Annotated in this window: 16 protein-coding genes; 7 read left to right on the top strand and 9 right to left on the bottom strand. The window is 72.5% G+C overall.

Annotation, left to right across the window (positions count from 1 at the left end; all coding sequences use genetic code 11):
* Nucleotides 1–138: 138 nt before the first annotated feature.
* Entirely contained in the window at nt 139–633 is a 495-nt protein-coding gene (locus AS850_RS05345; protein WP_119868189.1) for an 8-oxo-dGTP diphosphatase, read from the bottom strand.
* A complete protein-coding gene (locus AS850_RS05340) occupies nt 630–1,547 on the bottom strand; it encodes an NADP-dependent oxidoreductase (RefSeq protein ID WP_119868188.1) in 918 nt (305 codons plus the stop codon). Before AS850_RS05340 ends, AS850_RS05345 begins: the two co-directional genes overlap by 4 nt.
* Before the next feature lie 147 nt (nt 1,548–1,694).
* Here AS850_RS05340 and AS850_RS05335 point away from each other — a divergent pair, with 147 nt between their 5' ends.
* Genes AS850_RS05335 through AS850_RS05320 form a run of 4 tightly spaced genes read left to right on the top strand, consistent with a single transcriptional unit; the run spans nt 1,695 to nt 5,275 of the window.
* A complete protein-coding gene (locus AS850_RS05335) occupies nt 1,695–2,033 on the top strand; it encodes a hypothetical protein (RefSeq protein WP_119868187.1) in 339 nt (112 codons plus the stop codon).
* Between the two features lie 10 nt (nt 2,034–2,043).
* Entirely contained in the window at nt 2,044–2,568 is a 525-nt protein-coding gene (locus AS850_RS05330; RefSeq protein ID WP_123955454.1) for a hypothetical protein, read from the top strand.
* A 4-nt stretch (nt 2,569–2,572) separates the two neighbouring features.
* Nucleotides 2,573–4,717, top strand: a complete 2,145-nt coding sequence (locus tag AS850_RS05325) for a S9 family peptidase (RefSeq protein WP_119868185.1) — start codon at nt 2,573–2,575, stop codon at nt 4,715–4,717.
* Between the two features lie 3 nt (nt 4,718–4,720).
* Entirely contained in the window at nt 4,721–5,275 is a 555-nt protein-coding gene (locus tag AS850_RS05320; RefSeq protein ID WP_119868184.1) for a DUF1697 domain-containing protein, read from the top strand.
* A gap of 6 nt (nt 5,276–5,281) precedes the next feature.
* Here AS850_RS05320 and AS850_RS05315 read toward each other — a convergent pair whose 3' ends face one another.
* Complete coding sequence (locus AS850_RS05315) at nt 5,282–6,826, bottom strand: CYTH and CHAD domain-containing protein (RefSeq protein WP_119868183.1); 1,545 nt, start codon at nt 6,824–6,826, stop codon at nt 5,282–5,284.
* Between the two features lie 101 nt (nt 6,827–6,927).
* On the opposite strand from AS850_RS05315, the gene AS850_RS05310 reads away from it, so the two are divergent.
* Nucleotides 6,928–8,283, top strand: coding sequence for a maltokinase N-terminal cap-like domain-containing protein (locus tag AS850_RS05310; RefSeq protein ID WP_119868182.1), 1,356 nt, complete (start codon nt 6,928–6,930; stop codon nt 8,281–8,283).
* 21 nt (nt 8,284–8,304) lie between these two features.
* Here the strand turns inward: AS850_RS05310 and AS850_RS05305 are convergent, their stop codons facing one another.
* The gene (locus AS850_RS05305) at nt 8,305–10,062 is read right to left on the bottom strand and encodes a pyruvate dehydrogenase (protein WP_119868181.1); all 1,758 of its coding nucleotides are present in this window, start codon (nt 10,060–10,062) and stop codon (nt 8,305–8,307) included.
* Between the two features lie 112 nt (nt 10,063–10,174).
* Here AS850_RS05305 and AS850_RS05300 point away from each other — a divergent pair, with 112 nt between their 5' ends.
* The gene (locus tag AS850_RS05300; RefSeq protein ID WP_119868180.1) at nt 10,175–10,444 is read left to right on the top strand and encodes a mycoredoxin; all 270 of its coding nucleotides are present in this window, start codon (nt 10,175–10,177) and stop codon (nt 10,442–10,444) included.
* Nucleotides 10,445–10,465: 21 nt separating this feature from the next.
* Here AS850_RS05300 and AS850_RS05295 read toward each other — a convergent pair whose 3' ends face one another.
* From AS850_RS05295 to AS850_RS05285, 3 genes are all read right to left on the bottom strand, one after another.
* A complete protein-coding gene (locus tag AS850_RS05295; RefSeq protein WP_119868179.1) occupies nt 10,466–11,095 on the bottom strand; it encodes a hypothetical protein in 630 nt (209 codons plus the stop codon).
* Between the two features lie 110 nt (nt 11,096–11,205).
* Complete coding sequence (locus AS850_RS05290; RefSeq protein ID WP_164088394.1) at nt 11,206–11,598, bottom strand: VOC family protein; 393 nt, start codon at nt 11,596–11,598, stop codon at nt 11,206–11,208.
* A gap of 129 nt (nt 11,599–11,727) precedes the next feature.
* The gene (locus AS850_RS05285; protein WP_119868177.1) at nt 11,728–12,552 is read right to left on the bottom strand and encodes a hypothetical protein; all 825 of its coding nucleotides are present in this window, start codon (nt 12,550–12,552) and stop codon (nt 11,728–11,730) included.
* A gap of 140 nt (nt 12,553–12,692) precedes the next feature.
* On the opposite strand from AS850_RS05285, the gene AS850_RS05280 reads away from it, so the two are divergent.
* Entirely contained in the window at nt 12,693–13,640 is a 948-nt protein-coding gene (locus tag AS850_RS05280; RefSeq protein ID WP_119868176.1) for a hypothetical protein, read from the top strand.
* A 51-nt stretch (nt 13,641–13,691) separates the two neighbouring features.
* Here the strand turns inward: AS850_RS05280 and AS850_RS05275 are convergent, their stop codons facing one another.
* The gene (locus tag AS850_RS05275; RefSeq protein ID WP_119868175.1) at nt 13,692–15,866 is read right to left on the bottom strand and encodes a DEAD/DEAH box helicase; all 2,175 of its coding nucleotides are present in this window, start codon (nt 15,864–15,866) and stop codon (nt 13,692–13,694) included.
* Nucleotides 15,867–16,254: 388 nt separating this feature from the next.
* Nucleotides 16,255–17,739, bottom strand: coding sequence for an FAD-dependent oxidoreductase (locus tag AS850_RS05270; RefSeq protein WP_119868174.1), 1,485 nt, complete (start codon nt 17,737–17,739; stop codon nt 16,255–16,257).
* Nucleotides 17,740–17,757 lie beyond the last annotated feature (18 nt).

Raw genomic sequence — 17,757 nt, 5'->3', positions numbered from 1 at the left:
CGATGTCGCTCCTGCGGGTGCGACGATCTCGGCACCCCGTGTCACCCGATCGGCGATCACAGGTCGAATCTATCCGGCGCGTCGGGATCCCTCTCCCCCCTCTCGTGGTGCCACCCGTTCGGGGCACGACCCGCGCGCCTACAGGGCCTGCGGTTCCAGAGGTCGCGAGGTGGCGACGGTGGCGAGGTCGTCGGCGAAGACGAACTCCCGCGCGATCTGTCCCCCGGCGAGGACATCCGGCAGCCACGCCCTCGCGTCGGCCCACATCGTGTCGAGCGGCAGCGCGTCGAGGTCGAACCACTCGGGGTCGAGCTCGTCGCTCGGGCGGGGCTCCCCGCGCCACGACCGCACGACGAAGACGGTCGAGTGCTGGCTCCACGACTCGCGGTCCGGGAAGAGGTAGCGGAGGCCGCCGCGGTGCTCCAGGTCGGCCGGATCGACGACCACCCCGGACTCCTCCTCGATCTCCCGCACGATCGCCTCGACGGCCGTCTCGCCGGGCTCGAACTTGCCTCCGAGCCCGACGAAGTGCCCCGTGCCGAGGCCGCGCTTCTTGCGGCCGAGGAGCACCTGGTCGCGGCCGTCCACCGTGCGGAGGAGGTAGGCGACGCAGACGCGGCGGAGAGAGGTCATTCCGTGACGATAACGATCTTCCCGCGCACGTGGCCACCCTCGAGGGCGCGGTACGCGTCCGCCGAGCGCTCGATCGGGAACACCTCGTCGACCGGCAGGATCAAGTCTCCCGCGGCCAGCAGCGACGCCACGACGGCCAGGTCGGCGGGAGTCGCCTCGGCACCGCCCACGCCGTGGATGCCGAGCTCGGCGATCGCGCCGTGGTCGGCGACGGTGTTGATCCGGTCGGCCGGCAGGCGGAGGGCCAAGGCGGCGTCGATGGTCGCGCGACCGTTGTTGTCGAGGGCGGCGGTGATCCCCGAGGGGGCGGCGGCCCGGATGTTCGCCACGAGGTCGCCGGCGTAGTCGACGGGGACGACGCCGAGGCTCCTGAGCAGCTCGTGGTTGCGGGGGCTCGCGGTCCCGAGGACGGTGGCCCCGGTGCGCACGGCGAGCTGCGCGGCCAGGATGCCCACGCCTCCTGCGGCCGCGCTCACGAGCACGGTGTCCCGGTCGGTGAGACCGAACAGGTCGACGGTCGCCTTCGCCGTGCGTCCGGCGACCCAGAGGCTTCCGGCGACCTCGTCGGAGAGCCCCTCCGGGGTGGGCAGGAGCTGGTCGGGCGTCGCCACCACGAAGTCGGCGACGGCCTCGTTCCGCACGCCGCCGAGGACCCGCTGGCCCACCTCGAACCCGGTGACGCCCGCGCCGACCGACTCGACGACTCCGGCCAGGTCGTTGCCCACGCCGGAGGGGAGGGTGGCCCCGAAGACCTCGGCCACGTAGCCGCGGAAGATCTTGTAGTCGACGGGGTTGAGTCCCGCGACGAGGACCCGCACGACGATCTCCCCGGGGCCGGCCGTGGGCTTGTCGACCTCCACGAGGTCGAGGACCTCCGGTCCGCCGAACTCGTCGTAGCGCAGGTAGCGAGGCATCGTTTCTCCTTCTCGAGGGCGGCGCCTCGAGCCCCCGATCGGGGCGAGGTCGTCGACACGGGCAACGCGCGGGGGACCCGCGCGCATTCCCCGCGCAGGATGCTCGGCGTAACATCCTCCGAATGGTTTCGAGAGACGAGCGCGCGCGTGGCTGAGCCGAGCCCGGTCCGCTTCCGCGGCGCCGGTCGCAGCCTCGAGGTGCTGCGGGCCGAGGCCCACGACGAACTGCGGACCCTGATCGAGCTGCGGTGCCGGGCGGGCGAGGACCCGTGGGAGGTCATCCCCGACCTGCCGTCCGTCGACGAGCAGGTCGTGATCTCCCTGCGCGCCGACTCGTTCGGGCACGCCGGAGCGGGTGCCGAGACCGGGCTGGCGCTCGACGCCGAGCTCGAGTTCCTCCGCGGGATCGCCCTCTGGCATCCCGAGCTCTCGAGGGCCGTCTGGTCGCTGATGGGACGCCTGGAGGATGTCGGCGGTCGGCCGTAGCCTCGGGGCCATGACCCTCTGGACGACCCTCGTCACCGTGGCCGTCGGCGCCTTCCTCGGCTCCGGCGCCGCCTTCGCGGCGAATCTCCTCGCCGCGCGGATCCAGGCGCGAGGCACCGAGGAGTCGGCGCTCAACGAGCTGGTGCACGAGATCCACTTCCGCCGGGTCCTCCGGCGGCGCGTCCCCCGCGAGAGCCCGCGCGCCGAGGCCATCGACCCCGCGTGGGAGCGATCCCGCCACTCGATCGCGTCGCTGCGGGGCGAGATCCGGAGCGCGAGGAGAGCCACGGTGCCACGGTCCAGGGCTCTCCCCACCCTCGACGGGATGACCCTGGCGTGCAACACGTTCCTCGACGACAGCGAAGCCGATCCCGCCCTGTACGAGCTCCATCTCATGCAGCTGCAGGCCCGGCTCAACGCCTCCGTGCGGGTCCTGGCCCGGGGCTACGACGGGGTCGACGACCTCGAGCCGGGCAACGCCGTCCTCGGGCCGACGATCGACGACCTGGTCGTTCCCGGGGCGTCGCTAGGCTGATCCCATGGAGCACTCCCCCGCCCGGAATCCCGACGACGCCGTCTCCCCGACGGCTCCGCGAGCCGCCAAGAAGCCCCGCACGCGTTCGCACCACGGTCACGACTTCGTCGACGACTACGAGTGGCTCCGCGAGAAGGAGAGCGCCGAGGTCCTGGCGCACCTCGAGGCCGAGAACGCCTACACCGAGGCCACGACGAAGCACCTCGCGGGGCTGCGGACCACGATCTTCGAGGAGATCAAGGGCCGCGTGCAGGAGACCGACCTCGGCGTGCCGACGCGCGAGGGCGACTACTGGTACTACTCCCGGACCGAGGAGGGCAAGCAGTACGGCATCCAGTGCCGCCTGCCCGTGGACGGTCCCGACGACTGGACCCCGCCCGTCATCGAGGCCGGCGTGCCCGCACCGGGCGAGGAGGTCGTCTTCGACGGCAACGTCGAGGCGGAAGGTCACGACTTCTTCTCGATGGGGAGCTTCGACGTCTCCCCCGACGGGGCCCTGCTCGCCTTCGCGACCGACCTCGAGGGCGACGAGCGCTACACGCTCCGCATCCGCGACCTCCGAACGGGCGAGAACCTCCCCGACGTCATCGCCGAGACGGCGCCCGGCGCGACCTTCGACGCCTCCGGCCGCTACCTCTTCTACCCCACCGTCGACGACTCCTGGCGCCCCGACACCATCTGGCGGCACGAGGTCGGCGGCCCGACCGACGACGTCAAGGTCTTCGAGGAGCCCGACGACCGCTACTGGATCGGCGTCGGCATGACGCGCAGCCGCCAGTACCTCGTCATCGACGCGGGTTCCAAGATCACCAGCGAGACCTGGCTCCTCGACACGGCCGACCCGACGGGCGAGTTCCGCGTCGTCTGGCCCCGTCGCGAGGGCGTCGAGTACGAGGTGGAGCACGCCATCGTCGGCGGCAGCGACCGGCTCCTCGTCCTCCACAACGACGGCGCCCCCGGCTTCGAGCTCGTCGATGTCCCGGCCGACGACCCCCTGTCGACCACCGACCGCCGCGTCGTCGTCGCTCACCGCGACGGCCGCCGCCTCGAGGGCGTCGACGCGTTCGCGAAGCACCTGCTCGTCGACTTCCGCTCCGACGGGCTCTCCCAGATCGGTGTGATCGGCCTCCACCCCGACGGCTACGGCGACCTCGAGCCGCTCGCCTTCGACGAGGAGCTCTTCACCGCGGGCTGGAGCGCCAACCCCGAGTTCGCGCAGACGACGGCGCGGTTCGTCTTCAGCTCGTTCGTGACGCCGACGACCGTCTCCGACCTCGACGTGACCACCGGCGGTCGGCGGCTCCTCAAGCAGCAGGTCGTCCTCGGCGACTACGACGCCGGCGACTACGAGCAGCGCCGCGAGTGGGCGACCGCCGCCGACGGCACGCGCGTGCCGGTCTCGCTCGTGTGGCGACGCGACCTCGTCCGCGAGGGCGAGCCGGCGCCGCTCCACCTCTACGGCTACGGCTCCTACGAGCACAGCATCGACCCCGGCTTCAGCGTCGCCCGCCTCAGCCTCCTCGATCGCGGCGTCGTCTTCGCGGTCGCGCACGTGCGGGGCGGCGGCGAGATGGGCCGCGAGTGGTACGAGAACGGCAAGACGCTCACGAAGCGGAACACCTTCACCGACTTCGTCGCCGTCGCCGAGCACCTCGTCGCTGAGGGCCGGACGACGCCCGAGAGGCTCGTCGCCGAGGGCGGGAGCGCCGGCGGGCTCCTGATGGGCGCGGTCGCCAACCTCGCCCCCGGCCTCTTCGCCGGCATCCTCGCGGCCGTGCCCTTCGTCGACGCCCTCACGAGCATCCTCGACCCCGACCTGCCGCTCACCGTGATCGAGTGGGACGAGTGGGGAGACCCGCTGCACGACCCCGAGGTCTACGAGTACATGCGCTCGTACACGCCGTACGAGAACGTGCCCGACGACGCCTCCGGCTACCCGCGCATCCTGGCCGTCACCTCGCTCAACGACACCCGCGTGCTCTACGTCGAACCGGCGAAGTGGGTGGCGCGACTCCGCGAGGCGGGAGCCCCGGTGTCGCTGAAGATCGAGATGCAGGCGGGCCACGGCGGCGTCAGCGGACGCTACGAGTCCTGGCGCGAGCGCGCCTTCGAGGTGGCCTGGATCCTCGACGTCCTCGGCCTGGCCTGAGTCGTGGCCGATCACGTCGCCCTGCTCCGCGGCATCAACGTGAGGCGGGCGAAGCGGATCGCGATGGCCGATCTCCGCGCTGTGGTCGAGGGCCTGGGGTTTCACGACGTGACGACGGTCCTCGCCAGCGGGAACGTCGTCTTCGCGGGCCGCGCCGTCCCGGATCCTGCGACCCTCCGGGAGGCCGTCCGCGACGGCACCGGCGTGGACGCGCCGCTCGTGATCGTCGCGGGCGAGCGCTTCCGCGAGATCGCCGCGGCGAATCCGCTCCGGCGCGACGATCGCGACGCCACGCGCCTCCTGGTCTCGTTCCCCGCGGCGCCGCTCGACGTCGATGCCCTTCTCCTGGCGGCGCCGACCACCCGCGACCTCGTGCCCGAGGAGTTCGTCGCGACGCCCGGCGCGATCTACCAGTGGCTCCCCGACGGAGTGCTGGCGTCGCGCGTCCCCGCGGCCTTCTGGCGCTCGGTCGGAGTCACGGTGACCGCCAGAAACGACGCGACCGTCCGCCGCGTGGTCGCGGTCCTCGACGCCCGCCAGACCCTCGACGCCCGCTAGGCCGGATCAGGCCAGACGCCGCGCCAGACGGGGAAGGTGAGCGAGCGCGCGATCGCGCTCCGCGGAGGCGACGGTGGCGAGGACCCCGTAGCCGAAGGTGTCCTCCCCCGCCCAGCGCGCCTTCTCCGCGGCGTCGACGAAGAGCGTGACGGCGTTCGCCGCGTCGAGCGCCTCGCCGAGGACGTCCTGGACGTCGTGCGCGCGCCGGGCGGCCTTCCGGCTCGCCGACCCCGTGACTCCTGCGCGTCGCGCGGCCTGGTGCTCGTAGCGGAGCGTCCGCGTGGCCTTGCGCGCGGAGTGGACGAGGGCGAGATCGACCTCGCCGCTCTCGATCGATCGGACGGCCGCGTCGAGGCGTCTCCTCGCGCGCCGGGTGGCCTTCCGGAGCCGGCCCGCGACGACGTCGTCCGCCTTCCGCCCGGCGTCCTCGCCGCTCGGCACGACCTCGACGAGCCGGTCGAGCCGGTCGAGCAGCTCGAAGTACGACGGGTCGGTCATCGCGCGGTCGAGGTCGTGTGCGGCGTCGCGGGCGGACTCCCGGAGCGAGGCGCGGAGACGACCGAGGGTCTCCTGCGCGACGAACGACTCGGGGGCGGCGAGCGCCGTCCGGTCGACGAGGGCGAGGGCGACCTCCAGATCGCGACTGGCGCCGGCGGCGCGACCGATCCGGGCCAGCGCGTCGTCGACCCGGGCGGCCTCGTCGGCGTCCAGCACGGATCCGCCGAGACGCAGGATGCCCCGGAGCCGCCGCGTCGCGGTCCGGAAGCGGTGCACGGCGTCGTCCTCCCCCTCGCGGGTCGGTCCGTCGAGCTCTTGAAACTCGGTCACGGCCGCGTCGAGCGCCCGCGTGACGAAGGCCCCCGCGGACGACTTCTTGGGGCGCTCCGCCGACTCCGACGGATCGGCCGGAGCCGCGACCACGACGGCGGGCAGTGCGTCGCCGAGGCCGCGCGAGAGCTTCGAGACGGAGGCGGAGGCCGAGGCGCCCGCTCGCTGGAGGGCGTCGCCGACCGCATCCTGCAGGGACTCGCCGTCGGCGCGGGAGATGCCGGGGGCCAGCTCCAGCTCCCACTCCCGCCAGCGCCGCACCTCGGCCGTGCCCGGATGCGTGGCCTCGACCTCGTCGTCGGCCAGCTCGGCGAGCGCTCGCCCGTCGGCGTCGAGCAGGTGGGTGGCCGTGCGCGTCGTCTCCAGCACGAGGACGGCATGCAGGGGCCGACCGCGGAGGACGATCTCGACCGCGTGGCGGAGGGTCGCCGGGAGGGCCTCGTCGGGGTCGATCCCGAGCGGGGCGTGCAGCTCGCGGCGGGCGCCGAGACCCGCGGGGAGTTTGACGTGCCAGCCGGCGTCGTGCCCTCCGGTGCGTCGACGCAGGGTGATGCGGTTGGCGAGGAGGAGGTGCTCGGCGGTGTCGAAGTAGACCGCCCGGAGGAGCACGGGTTCGTCGACCGCCACCGTCTCGACGGGGCCCGTCCCCCGGAGGTCGGGCACGCGCACGGCGCCGTCCACGTCGTACTTGCGTTCGATCTCGATCTGCTCGGTTCGCGACATGCGTCCGTTCTACCGTGCCGGGTCCCCGTCCCGGGGCCGCTCCCGGGAACAGGGGGACAATGGTCAGTCTCAGGGGGACGACAGGGGCGTACCGTGGGGTGATGAGCACTGTCGCCCCGTTCTTCGCCGGCTGGATGGCGCGTCAGCGCTGGTACGCCACGAAGGGCCGAACCCCCGTCCTCCGCGTGATCGGCAGCATGGAGGAGACCCTCGACGAAGGTCTCGTCATGACGCTCCTCGTGATCGACGAAGCGCCCGACAAGCCCGTCCTTTACCAGGTGCCGGTCGTCGCCCGCACCTCGCCGCTGCCCGGCGGCGACGCGGCCTTCATCGGATCGAGCGACGGGGTCTACCTCTACGACGGGCCCCACGATCCCGCCTACGCGCACGCCCTCCTCGCGACGATGGCGTCGGAGAAGCACGTGGAGGGCTCCGACGTCACGGCCGACGGGCACCGCGTCTCCGACCCGGGTCGCGTCACCCGTTCCCGCGTCCTCGAGGGCGAGCAGTCGAACACGTCGATCATCTACGACATCGAGGGCGAGTCCCACCCGGTCATCGCCAAGGTGTTCCGGGTCCTCCACCACGGCGAGAACCCCGACGTCACCTCGCAGGCGGCTCTCACCCGCGGGTCGTCGACCCGGGTGCCGGAGTCGTTCGGTTACCTCACCGCGTCCTGGCCCGACCCCGGCCGTGACGACGGTGCGGCCTTCGGGCACCTGGCGTTCGCCCAGGAGTTCCTGCCGGGCTCCGAGGACGCCTGGCGGGTCGCGCTGCAGGCCGCGCGCACGTCCACGGACTTCACGACGGCCGCCTACGAGCTGGGCGTCGCGACCGCCGAGGTGCACCGCACCCTGGCCAGCGAGCTCGGCACGGTCGAGGCCGGCCCCGCGGAAATCGAGGGTGCCCTGGCGAGCATGCGGCGGCGCATCACCACCGCGTCGCGGGAGGTTCCCGAGGTGGGCGAGCACGCCGACGCGATCCGCGCCGTCTACGACGTCGTCGCGACCCTCGACTGGCCCGGGCTCCAGCGCATCCACGGCGACCTCCACCTCGGGCAGGCCCTCCAGAGCCCCGAGCGCGGCTGGGTGCTCCTCGACTTCGAGGGCGAGCCGCTCCGACCCATGCCCGAGCGGTCCCGGCCCGACGTGACGCTGCGCGACGTCGCCGGGATGCTCCGGTCCTTCGACTACGTCGCCGGGTCGCTCGCGCAGGAACGCCCGCGCATCGACGCGAGCGCCTGGGCCAGCGCCTCGCGCCACGCGTTCGTCGACGGCTACAACGCGGGAGCCGAGACCGACGTCCGGGCCCAGCGCGCCCTCCTCGACGCGTTCGAGATCGACAAGGCCGTGTACGAGGCGATCTACGAGTCGCGCAACCGGCCCGGCTGGCTGGGCATCCCGCTCGGCGCCATCGCGCGACTCGTCGCCCGGTCGGCGGGCGTCGCGCGACCCTGACGCCGCCGGGGCGCCTCGCCGCTACGGGCGGGGCACGTTGCGGAGGTTCGACCGGGCCATCGCGACGGCCTCGCCGGCACCGCCGTTCATGACCACCTTGGACATCGCGAGCGCGAAGCCCTTGACCTGCGCGCCCGTGATCGTCGGGGGGAGCGAGAGTGCCCGCGGGTCGGTGGCGATGTCGAGCAGCGCCGGGCCGTCGTGTTCGAGCACGGCCTCGAACGCGTCGCGGAGATCCGCGGGGTCGTCCACGTGCACGGCGTGGATGCCGAGAGCGCGGGCGACGGCGGCGTAGTCGGTCGCGGGGACGTCGACGCCGAAGTCCGGGAAGCCCGCGACGAGCATCTCCACCTTGACGAGGCCGAGGGTCGAGTTGTTGAACACGACGATCTTCACCGGGATCCGGTACGCCGCGACGGTCACGAGCTCGCCGAGGAGCATCGACAGGCCGCCGTCGCCGGACATCGACACGATCTGCCGACCGGGGTACGCGAACGCCGCGCCGATGGCCTGGGGCAGCGCGTTCGCCATCGACCCGTGGAGGTAGGAGCCGATGATGCGGCGGCGACCGTTCGGCGTCAGGTAGCGGGCGCTCCAGACGTTCGACATGCCCGTGTCCGCGGTGAACACCGCGTCGTCGGCCGCCAGCTCGTCGAGGAGCGAAGCCGCGTACTCGGGGTGGATGGGGCGGATCTTCGTGGCGTCCTTCGTGTACGAGCCGACGACGCCGTTCATGAGCTTGTCGTGCTTCTTCAGCATCGCGTCGAGGAAGCGGCGGCTCTTCTTGGCTTTCAGCAGCGGCAGGAGCGCGTGGATCGTCGCTCCCACGTCGCCGTGCACGGGGACGTGCACGTCGGCGCGTCGGCCGATGTGCGCGGCGTTCGCGTCCACCTGCGCGATCGTCACCTTCTCGCCGTCCGGGAGGAACTGCTCGTAGGGGAAATCCGTCCCGAGCAGCAGGAGGACGTCCGCGTCGTGGATGCCCGCGTGCGCGGCGCCGTAGCCGAGGAGCCCCGTCATCCCGACGTCGTAGGGGTTGTCGTACTGGACGATGTCCTTGCCGCGCATCGAATGCCCCACCGGCGCCTTCAGCGTCTCCGCGAGGTCCATCAGGAGGTCGTGCGCGCCGATGGTCCCGGCTCCTGCGAAGATCGCCACGGTCTTCGCGTCGTTGAGGGCGTCCGCGAGGCGCTGGAGGTCACCCCGGTCGGGGACGAGGGTGGCGCGGGCGGGAGCCGTGTACGCGGGTGCCGAGGCCGTCGCAGGGAACTCCGCCACGTCGCCGGGCAGCGTGATGACGCTGACTCCGTCGCCGGCCAGGGTGTGTCGGATGGCGCTCGCGGTCACTCGCGGGGCCTGCTCGGCGGTCGAGATCATCTCGGTGTACCCGGAGCACTCGACGAAGAGCCGGTCGGGGTGCGTCTCCTGGAAGTAGGAGGAGCCGATCTGGTTCGCGGGGATGTGACTCGCGATCGCGAGGACCGGGCCGCCCGACCGGTGCGCGTCGTAGAGGCCGTTGATCAGGTGGAGATTGCCCGGACCGCAGGAGCCCGCGCACACCGCCAGCTCGCCGGTGAGCTGCGCATCGGCCGATGCCATGAACGCCGCGGATTCCTCGTGCCGCACGTGGATCCAGTCGATGCCGCCCTTCGCGGATCCGCCCGTCCTTCGCACGGCGTCCACGACCGGGTTGAGGCTGTCCCCCACGATCCCGTAGATGCGTCGCACTCCCGCCTCGACGAGTTGGGCGATGAGCTGATCGGCGACGGTCTGAGCCATGGGTGAGGCCTCTCTGGGGGTCGAAGGCGGGGACGACGGGTGGTCTCCTCCGTCCAGTGAACTCCCGCCCGACACCCGGGTGTCCCCCGCCATCGCGTCGTAGGCTTTCCCCATGACGACGACCACCCCCGCCCAGTACGTTCCCGAGGCCGGCACCATCACGATGTTCTCGACCGGCTGGTGCGGCTACTGCGCCCGCCTGAAGCAGCAGCTCACGAAAGACGGCATCGCGTTCACCGACGTCAACATCGAAGAGGTCCCCGGCACCGCCGAGATCGTGGAGAGCGTCAACGGCGGCAACCAGACGGTCCCGACCGTGATCTTCCCCGACGGCTCGTCCGCGACGAACCCGTCGCTGGCCGAGGTCAAGTCCCGCCTGTAGGCCGCGGCGCCCGAGGGCCCGCTACGTGTGGTCGTAGGGGTGATCCGTGCCGAGGAGCTTCCTCGGCACCGGTTTCTTGCGACCGTCGGGCAGGAGTCGCTCCGGCACCTCGGGCTCCGTCGCGAGCGGCGCCGTGGTGCGCCCGAGCGCGTGAAGACTCGTCAGGAGTCCTCCCAGTCCGAACAGGGCGTAGATGCCGGTGAAGCCGAGCGAGACGGTGCGCTCGGGTCGGATCAGGAAGGTAGCGCTCATGAGGAGCGAGGCGATCCCGAAGGGGATGCCGATGAGGGCGCTGCGAACCATCGTCGGCCTGACCTCGCGTGTGCGACGGGCGGCGGCGGCCGCGGCGAGACGCTGCTGCACCGGAACGTCCGGCTCCCGGCCCTCGAGCCAGGCCTCTCGGATCCTGCCGTCGGTGCCGTAGGCGACGGAGCCGACCGGGATCGCGTTCTCGGTGCGCAGGGCGCGGCGCTCCGCCGCCGTCAGATGGGCGCGCGACCACGCCCACACGACGATGACGGCCGCGAGGGTCCCGAAGGCGACGGCGATCCAGAGCACGGCGGCGGCCGTGAACAGGGCTCCCCCGAGGAAGCCGGGCGGCAGGAGCAGCGCGGCCGCGACTCCGGTGACGATCGCCGTCGCGATCCCCACGGCTACGGCACGCCGGAACAGAGGCGGGTCGGAGTGCTCCGCCGCCCACTCCCGGTACAGTCTCCATCCGGCCGCGATGCCGTCCCGCTCCGCCACCCCCGGTCTCCCCGTCAGCGCTTCTGAGCCGAGAAGAACTCGATCTGCGTCCCGTCGGGGTCCTTGAGCATCAGGGCCGTGCCGAAGGGGGCATCGGTGAGGTCGGAGTCGATCCCGACCCCGGCGAGGCGCTCCTGGATGGCGACGACCTCCTCCGCCGTCTCGACGCCGAAGCCGATGTGGTCGAGGCCCGGAACCAGCGGATCGAACGAGCCGGAGGACTTCTCGCGGTACTGCGTCACGCCGAGGATGCTGCCGCCTCCGACGGGGAAGATCTTGCGGTCGAAGTCGTCGGTGACGATCTCGCCGACGGGGCCGCTCTGGAGGACCTTCTCGTAGAACGGAAGGCTCACCGCGTGGTCGGACACGGTGATGGCGACGTGGGCGTAGCCGGTGGACTCGGTCATGGGCATCCTGCTCTCTTCTCGGGTGTCCGGCCAGTCAACTCCCCCGGGGCCGGGGAGGACGCAGGTGCGGTGGTCGGCGGCCGGGATTCCGCGGTCGGGGTTCAGCGGTCGGGGTTCAGCGGTCGGGGTTCAGCGGTCGGCGAGGTCGAGGTTCCAGGTGAAACCCGCCAGGGGGACGGCCGACTGCTGGTCGCGGAACGAGCCGGGGTTGAGGTATTGCAGCTGGTCGAGGTCGATGCCGAAGCGCGCCAGGACGGCGCTCTGCCGGTCGCCGTCCGCCACCACGTACCGGATCGGCGCCCCGGCCTCGGTGATGCTCCGGCCGCGCGCCCCGTCGCGGGGTCCCCGGTCGACGACGCGGAGGGTCCCGGCCGTGTAGCGCGCCTTCGGCCAGGTCCAGGCGAGCGATGCCCGAGCGAGGACGGGCCGGGCGCACGACCCGCTCGGCTGTCCCGTCACGGTCAGACCGGTCAGGTTGGTCGGGTCCCCGGCCGTCAACGCATCGGGCAGCGGCACGTCGAACGTCTGCGTCGCGGCGCGGCTCGACGTGGCGCCGACGGCGAGGCCGGCAGGATCCGGGGCGCACGTCGCGCCCGCCGCGAGACTCCGCTTCGCGAAGGCGAGCTGCACGACCCCGGTGCCGGGCACGGCGAGACCGGTGATCGTGAGCGTGAAGTCGGTGTCGACGAACGCGGTGAGGTGCACGGTGCCGACCGGGGTGCCGTCGGGCGCCGTCAGGGTCCCCCGGGCGACGACGGTGTCGGTCGGGATCCTCGGGTAGGGCGGCACGGTCGTCGCGACGCTGTCGGCGCGCCCGGCGGTGCTCGTGGGGGTGGGGATCGGCGGGGTGGGGTCGGGGCCCGGGCGGGTGAGGCCCGTGCATCCTGCGAGCAGGATGCCCGTCACGACGAGCCCCGACACCGCCGGTCGCGCCCTGCTGCCGCCCTCGGCCACCGCTGGCCCCCTCTCCCCGACATCGACCGTAGCGTCGATCGCCGGGCGATGCGTCATCCCCGGGGCGGATGTCGGGGCGGGTTGTCCACAGCTCGGCCTCGGGAGCCCCGCGGGTGGGCCGGCCCCGCCAGAGTGTCGGGATGACCGCACCGCACCCCGCCCTGCTCGTCCGTTCCGGCCTCGACGACGCCGCCCTCCGTCGTGCCACGGCGCGTGGCGACCTCGTCCGCGTGGCGTCGGGTCGCCACGTCCGGAGCGAGCACTGGGAGACCTACGACGAGAACGCGCGGCACGCGATGCGCGCCATCGCCGTCGTGTCGCGGATGGCGTCGCCCAAAGTCCTCTCGCACGCGTCGGCGGGCGCGGCGTGGGGCTTCCCCCGCCTCGGCCCGCTCCCCGCTCGGGTCGAGGTGATCGACCCCGCAGCGACGATCCCCCAGACGACCTCGACGGCGCGGAAGCACGCCGGGCCGCTCGGTGCCGGCGACGTCGTCGAGCGATACGGAGTCCCGGTGACAACCGCGGCGCGGACGACACTCGACCTCGTCGTCTCGGGAACCCTCCGACAGGCCGTCGTCGTCCTCGACCACGCGCTCCGAACAGGGCTCACGGACACGGAAGACCTGGTCGATCGACTCCTGGCGAGGGGGAACTGCCGCAACAGGAAGCGCGCCCGGCGTGCGATCGATTTCGCCACGCCTCTCGCGGAGAGCCCCGGGGAGTCGCTCAGCCGACTGGTCATCGCGGAGGCGGGGCTGGAGCCCCCGCACCTCCAGCACGCGTTCTCGACGCATCGGGGCCGCTTCGTCGTCGACTTCTGGTGGCCGGCCGTCGGCGACGTCGGCGAGTTCGACGGCGAGACGAAGTACCTCGAGTCGGACCGGTGGTCGGGCCGGTCCGCCGCCAAGACGGTCCTCCGCGAGAAGTACCGCGAGGACGCCATCCGCGGTGTTCCCGGGGTGCGGGCCTTCGTCCGGTGGTCCTGGCGCGACGCCCTCACTCCCGCGCAGGTGCCCACCCTCCTCGCCCGCGCGGGAGTCTCCCGCTGTGATGTCACGTCTCGTGCGTGGTGTCGCGTCGAGACGTGACATCACGCACGAAACCTGAGAGCGCGCGAAGCGCGGGGCTGGCGCGCGGGGCTAGCGGCGGCGCTGCGGCGCCGCGCGGCGCGCCGCGGGCGACGCGGCGAGCGCGTCCGTCAGGAGCGCGACGAGCGCGCCGAGCTGCACGTCCCCGGACGACACGATCTCGGAGTCGTCGCCGTCGAGGGCGCGCGCCGCGAGGCCGGCCTTGCTGTCGATGAGCTCCGCGATCTTCGTGTCGATCGTCTGCGCGGCGATGACGCGCCAGGCCGTGACGGGCAGCTCCTGTCCGATGCGGTGCACGCGGTCGATGGCCTGCGTCTGCTCGGCGTCGGTCCACGAGAGCTCGGCGAGCACGACGTTGGAGGCGACCTGGAGGTTAAGGCCGACACCCGCGGCGGTCAGCGAGCAGACGACGATCTCGACGTCGGGGTCGTTCACGAAGGCGTCGATGTTCTTCTGCCGCACCGACGGGGTCTGGTCGCCCCGGATCGAGGCGTAGCGGATGCCGCGCTTGGCGAACGTCTCCTCGGCGGTGTCCATCACGTCGATGTGCTTCGCGAAGAAGACGACCTTGCCGACGTTCCGAGCGAGCTGCGCCGTGTAGTCGGCGGCGAGACCCGCCTTGGCCTGGCCGATGCGGCGGACCATGCTGAAGACGTTCTCACCGGTCTTGGCGCCGTCGCCGTCCTCCAGCTCCCACTTGGCGACCTGGCGCACCAGGTCGTGGTCGATCCCCTCGACGCGGACGCCCGAGGTGCGGGTCGCGAGCGCGGTCTGGTAGCGGGCCACGAGCTTCCGGGCCAGCTCGCGTTCGGCCTCGCGGATGGAGCGTCCCACCTCGTCTTCGAGCTCGACGGGGAGGTCGGCGATGCGACGCGCGGGGATGTCGGAGGCGACGTCGACCTTGCGTCGGCGGACGATCCCGAGGTCGATGACGGAGGCGCGGGCCGAGGCGAAGAAGCCGGGCTCGGCCGGGGTGAGGCCGGTCTCCTCGAGGGCCTCCATCAGCTCCGGCCCCGGCTTCTTGTCGTCGATCCAGCCGAGGAACTGCCAGATCGCCCGGAAGTCCTCGATGTCGTTGATCAGCGGCGTCCCGGTGAGGGCCATCAGGAGCGGGTGCGCGGTGCGCGAGCGGATCCTCGACGAGAGCTGGAGCACGTTGCGCGAGCGCTGCGACTCCTTGTTCTTGATGAAGTGGGCCTCGTCGACGACCATCCCGCGGAAGCCGAGGTCGCCCAGCCAGCCGACGTGGCGGTCGAGCACCTCGTAGTTGACGATGACGATGTCGGCGAAGCCGTCGATGGTGTCGCCGTCGCCGTGGATGACGGTGGCCGTGCGGTTCGGGGTCCAGAGTCCGACCTCGCGGGCCCAGTTCGTCTTGACGACGTTGGGCACGACGACGAGCAGCGGGTACGCGCCGGCGGCCTGGGCTGCCAGGAGCGACTGGGCCGTCTTCCCGAGACCCGGCTCGTCGGCGAGGAGGAAGGTGCGGTGGCCGTCGGCGGCGGCCTGGACGACCTGCGCCTGGTGGCGCATCATCTCCGTGCCTCCTGCGGCCCGGAGCGTCGTCGGCTCGGGGAGTTCCATGCACGCGGCCGAGCCGCCGGAGCCGTACTCGAACGACTTGAAGAGGGGGCCGAAGAGCTCCCAGTTCGCGAGGCGCACCGGATGCACGTCGCGGTGCTCGGCGAGGGCGAAGTCGGGTGCGAGGAAGGGGTTCGCCAGCTGGCGCGAGATCACGGACTGCGGGATGACCTGGCGCTCCGTCTGGACGGGCGCGGCGACGGGCTCGCTCGTGATGATGAGGTCGTCGGGGCTGAGCTCGGTGCCCGCGGCGAGGAGCATGTCGCGCTTGAGGGCGCGGGCCGTCTCGGAGACGACGACCTCCTCCGCGAGGAGCGCGATGAGCGAGGTGTCGCGGGCAGCCGCCTTGGCGAGGATCGTCGCGACGCCGTCGAGGCGCTTGAGCTGCTCGGCGCGGTCGGCGTCGCTGACGGTCTTGTCGGCCTTGACGCGGGCCCGCTCCTCGCGCATGAGGAGGGCGACGACCTGGAACTTGGTGCGCCCCGAGGGCTTGACGGGGCCGCGCTGGGCTCCCGCCTCGACCTCGCGCACCGCCTTCGCGAGGACGGGGATGATGCCGTCGTTGTCGAGGTCGCGGACGCGACGGTGGTTCGAACGGGAGGCGGTACGGGTACCGCCGGACTGGCGCTGGCCTGGTCGAGCCAAGGCTCCTCCTAGGTGGTGCCGCGGCTGCGCCGAGGCGGAAGGACGAAACGCGCGGCCGATGGTACGACCGCCGTGCGACGACGCCGGGTCGTCGCGATTCGGAAGCGGCGGTCGAGGGAGGATGCTGCTCCTGCCCGACGACGTGCCCCCGTTCGGCCCCCGGGCTGTCGACACGACCAGGTGCGCAGATACGCACGTGGGCGACGTCGGAGGCTTCGAGGGCCTTGTCTGAGCCACCGCCACCCGTACGAAGAGGTACCTCGCCCGGTCGCCGCCGTGACGACAGGCGACCGTGGAGACAGCTCGGGTGGTGGTGCTCCCGTCAGTTTACGCCCGTGGGCTCGCGGTCTGCTACCAGGGTCGCCCGGCGCGCCGCGGAGTGCTCGAGTCAGGCGCGTCGGGGCCTCATGGGGTTCTTCGTGGGACCCTCGATGACGCGTCCGTCGGCGGTGAACCGGGAGCCGTGGAGCGGGCAGTCCCAGGTCGACTCGAGATCGTTCCAGGAGACGATGCCACCGAGGTGAGGGCACACGGCGGAGAGGGCGCAGGTCTCGCCGTCGACGGTCGAGCGGGCCACCGGGGAGAGCCCCTCCACGCCGACCAGACCGCGCCCCTCCGGAGGGGTCTCGCCCGGCTCGAGCGGGTTCGTCAGCGCCTTGGTCCAGCCGCGGGCGAACCACCAGGCGACCGCGGCGTTCTCGCCGAGACCCGATGCCATGGCGACGGGGGTCGTGATGCGGTGGTGCAGCGTCGTCATCCACGGGCTGTTGTCGCCGACGACGTCGCTGACGAGCATCCGGGCCGCCGAGACGGCCCCGGTCATGCCCCAGGAGTCGAAGCCCGTCGCCAGGTAGACGCGGCGCCTGCCGCGCGGAAGCCAGCCGACGAACGGCACGCCGTGCGGCGTCGCGTAGTCCTGGCCGCTCCAGACGCGTCGCCGTCGGGCGCCCGGCCAGTGCGACTCGGCCCAGCGCTCGAGCTCCTCGGCGAGCTGGAGCTCGGACCGGGCCCGGCCGACCCCGTGGGCGCTCCCGCCCACGACGAGCTGGTCGCGGTAGCGCCTGACCGAGCGCTGCGGCTCGTCGACCGACTGGTACAGGGCGTTCGGGAGGTGATCGGGCGCGACGTCCGCGAGCGCCATGCCGAGCGAGCGGCGCGGAGCGATCTTCGCGAAGTAGAGGCCGCGGTCGAGGATCGGGGCCCCCGTCGTCAGGTGGACGCGCTCGGAGCGCACGTCGCCCAGGAGCGTCGTCGTGACGGCGGGGTCGCCCGCGTGGACGCCCGTGACGCGCGCGTTCTCGACGATGACGCCTCCGAGAGCGCGGAGATCGGCCACGAGCGCCGCGACGAGGTCGACCGGGTCGAGCTGCGCCTGGTCGCGGAGCCGGACGGCGCCGAGCGTGGCGAACGGCATGTCGACGTCGACGGTCTTCCGGAGGTCGAGCCCCGCGCGCCGGCCGACCTGGTACTCGGCGTCGACGCGAGCGAGGCCGGCGCGGCTCGTGGCGTAGCTGAACGCGTCCCGGCGCTCGACGTCGACCCCCGACTCCTCGGCGTAGTCGATCAGCCAGTCGAAGGCCTCGCGCGTTCCCTCGACGTAGGCGTCGACGACGCCCTGGTAGGTACGGCGCCGGATCTTCTGGAGTTGAGCCCCCTGCAGGATGCTCACCATGGCGGAGGAGGACGCCGTCGAGAGCCCGCCGACCCTCCCCGCCTCGAGCACGGCGACCGTGTGGCCGCGCCGGGCGAAGAGCAGGGCGGTGACGAGCCCGGTGAGCCCGCCGCCGACGACGACGTCGTCGTAGCGCGCCTCCGGCTCGAAATCGTCGGTGGGGATGGTGCGGACCTTGTCGAGCCAGAGCGACGACGTCATCGGGACCTCCGTGCGAGA

The organism is Frondihabitans sp. 762G35 (assembly GCF_002074055.1).
In the GTDB taxonomy this organism is placed as follows: Bacteria; Actinomycetota; Actinomycetes; order Actinomycetales; family Microbacteriaceae; genus Frondihabitans.
Note: the sequence above shows the minus strand (reverse complement) of the source record. Positions and strands in the feature narration are given on the sequence as shown.

What these genes read in the sequence shown, in the direction of transcription:
- AS850_RS05345 (WP_119868189.1), bottom strand. Translation starts at nt 633, where the DNA reads ATGACCTCTCTCCGCCGCGTCTGCGTCGCCTACCTCCTCCGCACGGTG.
- AS850_RS05310 (WP_119868182.1), top strand. Translation starts at nt 6,928, where the DNA reads ATGAGCACTGTCGCCCCGTTCTTCGCCGGCTGGATGGCGCGTCAGCGC.
- AS850_RS05300 (WP_119868180.1), top strand. Translation starts at nt 10,175, where the DNA reads ATGACGACGACCACCCCCGCCCAGTACGTTCCCGAGGCCGGCACCATC.
- AS850_RS05340 (WP_119868188.1), bottom strand. Translation starts at nt 1,547, where the DNA reads ATGCCTCGCTACCTGCGCTACGACGAGTTCGGCGGACCGGAGGTCCTC.
- AS850_RS05330 (WP_123955454.1), top strand. Translation starts at nt 2,044, where the DNA reads ATGACCCTCTGGACGACCCTCGTCACCGTGGCCGTCGGCGCCTTCCTC.
- AS850_RS05280 (WP_119868176.1), top strand. Translation starts at nt 12,693, where the DNA reads ATGACCGCACCGCACCCCGCCCTGCTCGTCCGTTCCGGCCTCGACGAC.
- AS850_RS05305 (WP_119868181.1), bottom strand. Translation starts at nt 10,062, where the DNA reads ATGGCTCAGACCGTCGCCGATCAGCTCATCGCCCAACTCGTCGAGGCG.
- AS850_RS05325 (WP_119868185.1), top strand. Translation starts at nt 2,573, where the DNA reads ATGGAGCACTCCCCCGCCCGGAATCCCGACGACGCCGTCTCCCCGACG.
- AS850_RS05270 (WP_119868174.1), bottom strand. Translation starts at nt 17,739, where the DNA reads ATGACGTCGTCGCTCTGGCTCGACAAGGTCCGCACCATCCCCACCGAC.
- AS850_RS05315 (WP_119868183.1), bottom strand. Translation starts at nt 6,826, where the DNA reads ATGTCGCGAACCGAGCAGATCGAGATCGAACGCAAGTACGACGTGGAC.
- AS850_RS05290 (WP_164088394.1), bottom strand. Translation starts at nt 11,598, where the DNA reads ATGACCGAGTCCACCGGCTACGCCCACGTCGCCATCACCGTGTCCGAC.